At 63.8% G+C, this 698-nt stretch carries 2 protein-coding genes; both read right to left on the minus strand.

All coding sequences use genetic code 11. From position 1 onward, the window contains the following. On the minus strand, positions 1 to 253 hold a 253-nt coding region (locus ACFFWD_RS25730), incomplete at its 3' end, for a transposase (protein ID WP_376969852.1). After that, entirely contained in the window at positions 243 to 638 is a 396-nt protein-coding gene (locus ACFFWD_RS25735) for a helix-turn-helix domain-containing protein (protein ID WP_376969854.1), read from the minus strand. The genes ACFFWD_RS25735 and ACFFWD_RS25730, both read right to left, overlap by 11 nt. Positions 639 to 698 lie beyond the last annotated feature (60 nt).

A 698-nucleotide genomic window follows, 5' to 3' on the forward strand; every position in this document is an offset into this window, starting at 1 on the left:
CCTCGAACGCCGAACCATCCATGGGGCCATCAAGGACCATCGGTGCTGTCATGCCAGTCGACCTGAGCGCGCCGACGAAGGTCGTCGTCTTCCAATGACCATGCGGGAGCGCTGCAACACAGCGCTGGCCGTACGGCGAACGGCCATAGAGCCGCGCCATCTTGGTGGAGGCTCCGGTCTCGTCGATGAACACCAACCGGTGGATGTCGATCTCAGGCTGAGATGCCTTCCACGCCGCGCGTTCAGCGGCCACGTCCGGCCGATTCTGCTCGCTGGCGTGCGATGTTTTTTTTGAACGTGATGTTGCGGCGATCGAAGAACCGCCAGACCACGCTGGGCACGAAACGCTCGCCGTGGACTTTGAAGAGATGGCCGGCGATCTCGGCCAGCGTCATGTCAGGCGTAGCCTCGACCAGGGAGAGGATCTCTGCAGCATGCCCTTCGATCCGAGCTGAACGCCGGTCGCCACCCTGCGCCGCCGCCTCACAGGCGCCGGTGCTTCGCCACTCGCTGACCAGTTCGATCGCTGTCGACGGAGCCACGCCGAACCGGCCGGCGGCACCTCGACAGCTCATGCCCTCATCTTCCACGGCTCGAACAATGCGAAGGCGAAGGTCCGGCGAGAGGGGTTTAGCCATGAGGGCTGGCCTCCATCACCAGCCCTCTGGGTGAATCACGATTTGCCCCGAAAGGGAATC

The sequence above is a fragment of the Bradyrhizobium erythrophlei genome (assembly GCF_042430365.1).
In the GTDB taxonomy this organism is placed as follows: Bacteria; Pseudomonadota; Alphaproteobacteria; order Rhizobiales; family Xanthobacteraceae; genus Bradyrhizobium; species Bradyrhizobium erythrophlei.

Coding starts and splice junctions, on each gene's coding strand:
- ACFFWD_RS25735 (WP_376969854.1), bottom strand. CDS start 638: ATGGCTAAACCCCTCTCGCCGGACCTTCGCCTTCGCATTGTTCGAGCC.